General features: G+C 39.4%; 4 protein-coding genes and 1 rRNA gene. All 5 read left to right on the forward strand.

Annotated elements, in window-relative coordinates:
• Window positions 1-8 precede the first annotated feature (8 nt).
• The gene (locus LKF16_RS13010; RefSeq protein WP_291711732.1) at window positions 9-1,208 is read left to right on the forward strand and encodes a glycosyltransferase family 4 protein; all 1,200 of its coding nucleotides are present in this window, start codon (window positions 9-11) and stop codon (window positions 1,206-1,208) included.
• Complete coding sequence (locus tag LKF16_RS13015) at window positions 1,201-2,235, forward strand: glycosyltransferase family 4 protein (RefSeq protein WP_291711729.1); 1,035 nt, start codon at window positions 1,201-1,203, stop codon at window positions 2,233-2,235. Before LKF16_RS13010 ends, LKF16_RS13015 begins: the two co-directional genes overlap by 8 nt.
• A complete protein-coding gene (locus LKF16_RS13020) occupies window positions 2,235-3,263 on the forward strand; it encodes a lysylphosphatidylglycerol synthase transmembrane domain-containing protein (RefSeq protein ID WP_291711727.1) in 1,029 nt (342 codons plus the stop codon). The genes LKF16_RS13015 and LKF16_RS13020 overlap by 1 nt, the downstream gene beginning before the upstream one ends.
• A 24-nt stretch (window positions 3,264-3,287) precedes the next feature.
• The gene (locus LKF16_RS13025) at window positions 3,288-5,342 is read left to right on the forward strand and encodes an LTA synthase family protein (RefSeq protein ID WP_291711724.1); all 2,055 of its coding nucleotides are present in this window, start codon (window positions 3,288-3,290) and stop codon (window positions 5,340-5,342) included.
• A 666-nt stretch (window positions 5,343-6,008) separates the two neighbouring features.
• A 16S ribosomal RNA gene (locus LKF16_RS13030) occupies window positions 6,009-7,582 on the forward strand.
• The last annotated feature ends 74 nt before the right edge of the window (window positions 7,583-7,656 follow it).

The following is a 7,656-nucleotide window of genomic DNA, read 5'->3' on the forward strand; positions in this document are numbered from 1 at the left end:
ATGTTTTCATGAATATCGGAATTTTTACCGATACATATTTCCCTCAAGTTAGTGGAGTTGCCACATCAATTCAAACCTTGAAAAATGATTTGGAACGAAAAGGGCATTCAGTTTATATTTTTACAACGACTGATCCAAGTGTTTCCAAAAAAACAATTGAACCTAATATTTTTAGATTAGGCAGCGTTCCGTTTATTTCTTTTACTGATCGTAGGATTGCTATCAGAGGAATGTTTCATGCTGTTGATCTGGCTAAAGAATTAAAACTTGATATCATTCATACCCAAACAGAGTTTTCTTTGGGTCTTATCGGAAAATTTGTTGCTAAACAATTAAAAATACCATTCGTTCATACGTATCACACTATGTATGAAGATTATTTGCATTACGTTTTAAATGGCCATTTATTGAAGCCTTATCACGTAAAGCAAATGTCACGAATGTTTATTAAAAATGCTTCTGGAGTGGTTGCTCCAAGTAAGCAAGTTAAGGCGACTTTAGATCGCTACAAGATCGAAGCACCAATCACAATTATTCCTACTGGGGTTGATCTTTCAGAATATACTAAGCCAGTCGACACTTCAGATGTACGTGAAAAACTGGGTATTTCTGAAGATACGCCAGTAATTTTGATGCTTAGTCGAATTGCCTTAGAAAAGAAGATCGACCATGTTTTGAGGAGCATGCCTGAACTTTTGAAGTACAATCCTGAGTTAAAACTAGTTATTGTTGGTGGTGGTCCTGACATGGATGAATTAGTCCAAATGTCTAAAGATCTCAAAATTGATGATAGCGTGATTTTTACTGGGGAAGTTGAGCATGATAAAATCTCGCCTTATTACCATATGGCGAATATCTTCGTTTCTTCTTCTGATACTGAATCTCAAGGATTGACTTATATTGAGGCAATCGCATCAGGTCTAAAGATCGTGGTCAGAAGTGCACCATACACTGATCAGTTATTATCAGATCCTTCAGTTGGAGTCACATTTAACGAGGATGACCAATTGGTACCCAAAATCACGGCGTACCTAGACCATCCAAAGTCATTCGATGATCGGGATGCTCGTCAACGTATCTTGTATAATATTTCATCGGATAAATTTGGCGATTCAATTATTAGTTTTTATCACAATGCACAAGAATACTTTGTGCGTGAGAAATTATCTAATTCATCTATCGATCCAGAGGAGTATTCAAATGATTAAAATTACCATGTTCTCGACTGCCGATAAGGTGGCCGGACAAGGTGTCGGTAGTGCCTATATAGAATTGATCAACTTATTAAAAAGTCGTTTCCAAAAGGACTTTGATATTCAGATCAATAAATACTCTCGTTCAGATCTAAGTCACTACCACACGATCAATCCAACGTTTTATTTGTCAACTTTCTCAAAAAAACGTGGACGCAAAATTGGCTATGTTCACTTTTTACCGGAAACTTTAGAAGGTAGTATCAAACTTCCAAAACCTTTCCGGAGTATTTTTTACAAATATGTCATTAGTTTCTATAAACGCATGGATCAAATTGTTGTAGTTAATCCTACGTTTATCGACAAGTTGGTGGCACATGGTTTAGTGCGCGATAAAATCAAATATATTCCTAACTTTGTTTCAACCAAGAATTTCTACGAAAAAACTGACGAAGAAAAACGTGCTTTTCGTAAAAAAATTGGTATTCCTGAGGATAAGTTTGTTGTTTTTGGAGATGGACAGGTCCAAGAACGTAAGGGAATCGATGATTTCTACAAGTTAGCTCAGGAAAATCCTGACATTCAGTTCGTCTGGGCAGGTGGCTTTTCATTTGGCAAGATCACTGACGGCTATGATCGTTATAAGTCAATGATCGACAATGCTCCAGACAATATGACTTTCACAGGTATTGTTGATAGAAACGATTTGGTAAACTATTATAATATTTGTGATATTTTCTTGTTGCCATCATATGATGAATTGTTCCCAATGTCGGTACTAGAGGCATTTAGTTGTGGAGCTCCTGTCTTATTGAGAAATTTGGAACTTTACCAAGCTATTATTGATGGATATTATCAACCAGCAGAAGACCGCAAAGAGATGAATGACTTCATCCGCAAGGCCAGCGCTAATCGTGGAATACTGGCTGATTTTAAAGAGAAATCGCGTAAAGCTACCAGTTATTATTCTGAGGACCATTTGAGTGAGATCTGGTATAAGTTCTATAATGATCAATATAAAATATATAAACAGGAAAAATAATGAGTAGAAAAAACATATTTGCACTGTTAGTAATGTTGGGTCTAAGTGCCGGAATCTTCTGGTGGGAAGCTAGATCCATTGATTTTGAATCAATGGTGAACACGTTTAAAGGACTCAACTTTTTTTGGTTGATAGTAGCTTTTCTTTCAATGCTGCTGTCTTATGCCGTTGAAGCCTGGGTGCTCCATACTCTGTTGAAGAAAAAAGAAGATCGTAAATTCGGCTGGTGGGAAATGTATCGTATTCCATTGATCCAGGCCCTTTTTAATGCAATCACGCCTTTTTCTGCTGGTGGACAACCCGCTCAACTATTAGGGATGATGCAATCCAAGATCGATGGTGGACGTGCCAGTTCGGTATTATTGATGAAGTTCGTTATTTATCAAGGTATGGTATTGATTAACTTCATTGTTGCCATGGTCGTTAGTTTTCAGAGCGTTGCTAGACATTTTGGCGGACTAGCACTGATGATCGTCTTCGGATTGGTCATTCACGTCGTTACTATATCTTTCTTATTAATGATAATGTATTATTATAATTTCACTAAGCGTATGGTTCAGGTAGTTTTAAAACCAGTATTATTTTTCCTAAAGCCTGAAAAACGTGATAGAATTTTAGCGTCAGCTGATAGAAGTATCGACAGTTTTTATAACGAGAGTTTAGTTTTAAAAGAGGAACGAAAAAAGGTTATTAAAGCAGCAATATTAACTTTTCTACAGCTACTGCTGTATTATTTGGTAGTCTATTTTGTCCTTCTAGCTTTGAATGTGCATCACATTAATTTGCTTGACGTTGTCGTTATGCAAATTATGATTGTTATGATCACATCTATTTTTCCAGTGCCTGGTGGTACTGGTGGGGCAGAAGTTAGTTTTAAAGCCTTATTCTCTGGCTTTATTCCATCAGCTTCGGGATTAATTTTAGCTATGTTTTTATGGAGATTTATTACATACTTCTTTGGTATGTTTCTTGGGGTAATTGGCGTATTAAAGAAACCAAATTTAAACAAAAAAGAAGTTTCACGCTAAAGTAAGATTATGGAGCGAAAATAAATGAAGCGTATTATCAAAGGCTTTTCAAATTTTTTAAACACTAGACTTGGCTTTGTTATCCTTGCAGTCGTACTGTATACGATCAAAACCGTCTATGCTTATACCACGAAGTTCAACCTTGGAGTAAAGGGATCACTTCAAACCTTTTTAATGGTAATTAATCCAATACCGGTCATGTTATTGCTATTTGGATTAGCACTGTACATGAAAGGTCGCAAATCGTATATCTTTTTGCTGATCATTGATTTTCTTGATTCTGTCTGGTTGTTCTCGAATATCCTGTATTATCGAGAATTCTCAGATTTCTTAACAATGATCTTGATCAAAGGTTCGGGATCAGTCTCCAACAACCTTGGTAAGAGTATCATGGGAATTGTTAAACCAACTGACTTTCTCGTCTTTTTAGATGTACTTATTTTGATATTATTATTAGCCTTCAAAGTTATTCGGATGGATGTTAAACGACTGAAATGGAGAATTCCTATTTTGGTATCTTGTTTAGCTGTCTTGTTATTCGGTGCCAATTTAACTTTGGCTGAAAGCGATAGATCCGGACTTTTGACTAGAACATTTGACAATAACTACATTGTTAAATATTTAGGACTTAATGCGTTCAACGTTTATGATGTCGTCAAGACCACAAAGACTAATGCTGTTAAAGCACAGTCTAAGAGTTCCGATCTAGATTCAATCAAGAAGTACATGAAGGATAACTATGCTACACCTAACGCTGAATACACCGGCGTAGCTAAAGGTAAAAATGTCTTTGTCATTCACTTGGAGAGTTTCCAGCAGTATTTGATCGACTATAAGTGGGATGGACAGGAAGTAACTCCTAATTTAAATAAGATTTATCATGAAAACGACACTCTAAGCTTCGACAACTTTTTCAACCAGGTTGGACAAGGTAAGACTGCCGATGCTGAGTTAATGCTTGAAAACTCGTTATTTGGTTTACCAGAAGGTGCTGCCATGGTTACCGATGGTACAAGTAATACTTTCCAGGCCGCACCAGCTATTCTGGATCAAAAAGGTTATACCACAGCTTCATTCCATGGGGATGTTCCAAGTTTCTGGAATCGTGACAACACTTATAAGTCATGGGGCTATGATTATTTCTTCAGTTCTAATTATTACAAAGAGAAGAAAGACTACAATGTCGGCTATGGTATGAAGGATAAGATCTTCTTGCGTGATTCAGCACAATACGTGCAACAATTGCCACAACCTTTCTATGCCAAATTGATTACTGTTACTAACCATTATCCATATACGTTGGATAAGAAGAACCAAAGTATCTCTAAGACTGATACTGGAGACAGTACCGTTGATGGATATGTCCAAACAGCCCACTATCTTGATCAAGCTATTGGCGAATTCATGGATTGGCTCAAAGCTACTGGTTTAGACAAAAATAGTATGGTCGTGTTCTATGGTGACCACTATGGTATTTCTGATAACCATAAGAAGGCGATGTCTAAGATAACTGGCATCAAGAACTTTAATGATTTTGATAACGCACAGTATCAACGTGTTCCATTTATGGTTCATATGGATGGACTAAAGGGTGGAGTCAACCATACTTATGGTGGCGAAATTGACGTCTTACCAACATTGTTGAACCTTTTAGGTATTAAGGACAATGATATGATCCAATTTGGTAGTGATTTACTCTCACCAGAACACTCGCAAATAGTTGCCTTTAGAAATGGGGACTTCGTCTCGCCTAAGGTAACCAAAGTCGGAAGTACTTACTACAATACTAAGAATGGTAAAGTGGATAAGAATCTTTCTGCCCAGGAAAAGGCTAAGATGTCCAATAGGGTCACAACAGAACTATCGCTATCTGATCGTGTTATCAATGGCGATCTGCTCAGGTTCTATCATCCAGCTGGGTTTACTAAGGTAGATAAGAAGGATTACTCCTATAAGAAGAGCACGGCTCTGAAGAGGTTAAAGGAAGCAAGAACTAAGAACGGTACAAGTATCCTTGCGCAAAACGATAACAAGTCGTTACTAGATCTTTATCAAACCGATGCACCAGAACTTAAATAATAAAAAGAGGTTCAAAGCTTAGCTTTGAGCCTCTTTTTTGGTATAATCAATGAGTCTTGATCTCAGGAGCATAGTACATTCATAACAGTTTTTAGAGTTATGAAAGGGATGTTTGAAAATTAATTGAAAAATATGTAAAAAAACACTTGCATGCTATTGGGTGAATTGGTAAGATATTATTTGTTGTTGCGAGAGAGTAACAAAGTCAAGCGTCGCAAGCGAAGCGAGAGATGCTTGAAAATATATCAAAATTAATTGTTGACATGATATGTTCAAATTGATATGATATAAAAGTTGCTCGACGAAGTAATCTGTTTCAAACGATCAAATCGTTTGAAAATAAGTTAAAAAAGTTCTTGACTTGGTTTTGAACTTTATATATACTTATAAAGTTGCTTGCTTAACAGCAACGCTTATCAAATTGATGTTAGAAACGTTGGTTTGATAAGAAAATTATTTTAAATTAGTTCTTGACTTAAGTTAACTTGGTTGTTATGATTATCTAGTTGCTTGTTGAGACACATAAATGTCTAACAAGTGGGTAGACCTTTGAAAACTGAACAAAGTTTTAACGCAAATTGTGTAGGCCTTAAGAGATTAAGGTAAACAAAGCAATAAATAACGAAGTCAGTTCGTTAGTAATAATAAATGAGTCACAAACAATCAAAATATGAGAGTTTGATCCTGGCTCAGGATGAACGCTGGCGGCGTGCCTAATACATGCAAGTCGAGCGAACTCTGGTAACTGAATGAAGGTGCTTGCACCTGAGTGATGATACATTTGAGTGAGCGGCGGATGGGTGAGTAACACGTGGGTAACCTGCCCTAAAGTGGGGGATAACATCTGGAAACAGGTGCTAATACCGCATAACAACACATTCCACATGGAGAGTGTTTGAAAGATGGTTCTGCTATCGCTTTAGGATGGACCCGCGGCGTATTAGTTAGTTGGTGAGGTAACGGCTCACCAAGACGATGATACGTAGCCGACCTGAGAGGGTAATCGGCCACATTGGGACTGAGACACGGCCCAAACTCCTACGGGAGGCAGCAGTAGGGAATCTTCCACAATGGACGAAAGTCTGATGGAGCAACGCCGCGTGAGTGAAGAAGGTTTTCGGATCGTAAAACTCTGTTGTTGAAGAAGAACATGCGTGATAGTAACTGATCATGTATTGACGGTATTCAACCAGAAAGCCACGGCTAACTACGTGCCAGCAGCCGCGGTAATACGTAGGTGGCAAGCGTTATCCGGATTCATTGGGCGTAAAGCGAGTGCAGGCGGTTTATTAGGTCTGATGTGAAAGCCCTCGGCTCAACCGAGGAAGTGCATCGGAAACCGGTAAACTTGAGTGCAGAAGAGGAGAGTGGAACTCCATGTGTAGCGGTGGAATGCGTAGATATATGGAAGAACACCAGTGGCGAAGGCGGCTCTCTGGTCTGTAACTGACGCTGAGGCTCGAAAGCGTGGGTAGCAAACAGGATTAGATACCCTGGTAGTCCACGCCGTAAACGATGAGTGCTAAGTGTTGGAGGGTTTCCGCCCTTCAGTGCTGCAGCTAACGCATTAAGCACTCCGCCTGGGGAGTACGACCGCAAGGTTGAAACTCAAAGGAATTGACGGGGGCCCGCACAAGCGGTGGAGCATGTGGTTTAATTCGAAGCAACGCGAAGAACCTTACCAGGTCTTGACATACCATGAAAAGCTAAGAGATTAGTCTTTCCCTTCGGGGACATGGATACAGGTGGTGCATGGTTGTCGTCAGCTCGTGTCGTGAGATGTTGGGTTAAGTCCCGCAACGAGCGCAACCCTTATTATCAGTTGCCAGCATTAAGTTGGGCACTCTGGTGAGACTGCCGGTGACAAACCGGAGGAAGGTGGGGACGACGTCAAATCATCATGCCCCTTATGACCTGGGCTACACACGTGCTACAATGGTCGGTACAACGTGTTGCGAACTCGCGAGGGCAAGCAAATCACTTAAAACCGATCTCAGTTCGGATTGTAGGCTGCAACTCGCCTACATGAAGCTGGAATCGCTAGTAATCGCGGATCAGCATGCCGCGGTGAATACGTTCCCGGGCCTTGTACACACCGCCCGTCACACCATGAGAGTTTGTAACACCCAAAGCCGGTGGGGTAACCTTTTAGGAGCTAGCCGTCTAAGGTGGGACAAATGATTAGGGTGAAGTCGTAACAAGGTAGCCGTAGGAGAACCTGCGGCTGGATCACCTCCTTTCTAAGGATAGGTACTTAGGTACCACGGAATACACAAGTTAAAACTTTGTTTAGTTTTGAGAGGTCTACTCTCAA

Origin of the sequence: Companilactobacillus sp. (assembly GCF_022484265.1) — a bacterium.
Lineage (GTDB): Bacteria > Bacillota > Bacilli > Lactobacillales > Lactobacillaceae > Companilactobacillus.

Coding starts and splice junctions, on each gene's coding strand:
- LKF16_RS13010 (WP_291711732.1), top strand. CDS start 9: ATGAATATCGGAATTTTTACCGATACATATTTCCCTCAAGTTAGTGGA.
- LKF16_RS13015 (WP_291711729.1), top strand. CDS start 1,201: ATGATTAAAATTACCATGTTCTCGACTGCCGATAAGGTGGCCGGACAA.
- LKF16_RS13020 (WP_291711727.1), top strand. CDS start 2,235: ATGAGTAGAAAAAACATATTTGCACTGTTAGTAATGTTGGGTCTAAGT.
- LKF16_RS13025 (WP_291711724.1), top strand. CDS start 3,288: ATGAAGCGTATTATCAAAGGCTTTTCAAATTTTTTAAACACTAGACTT.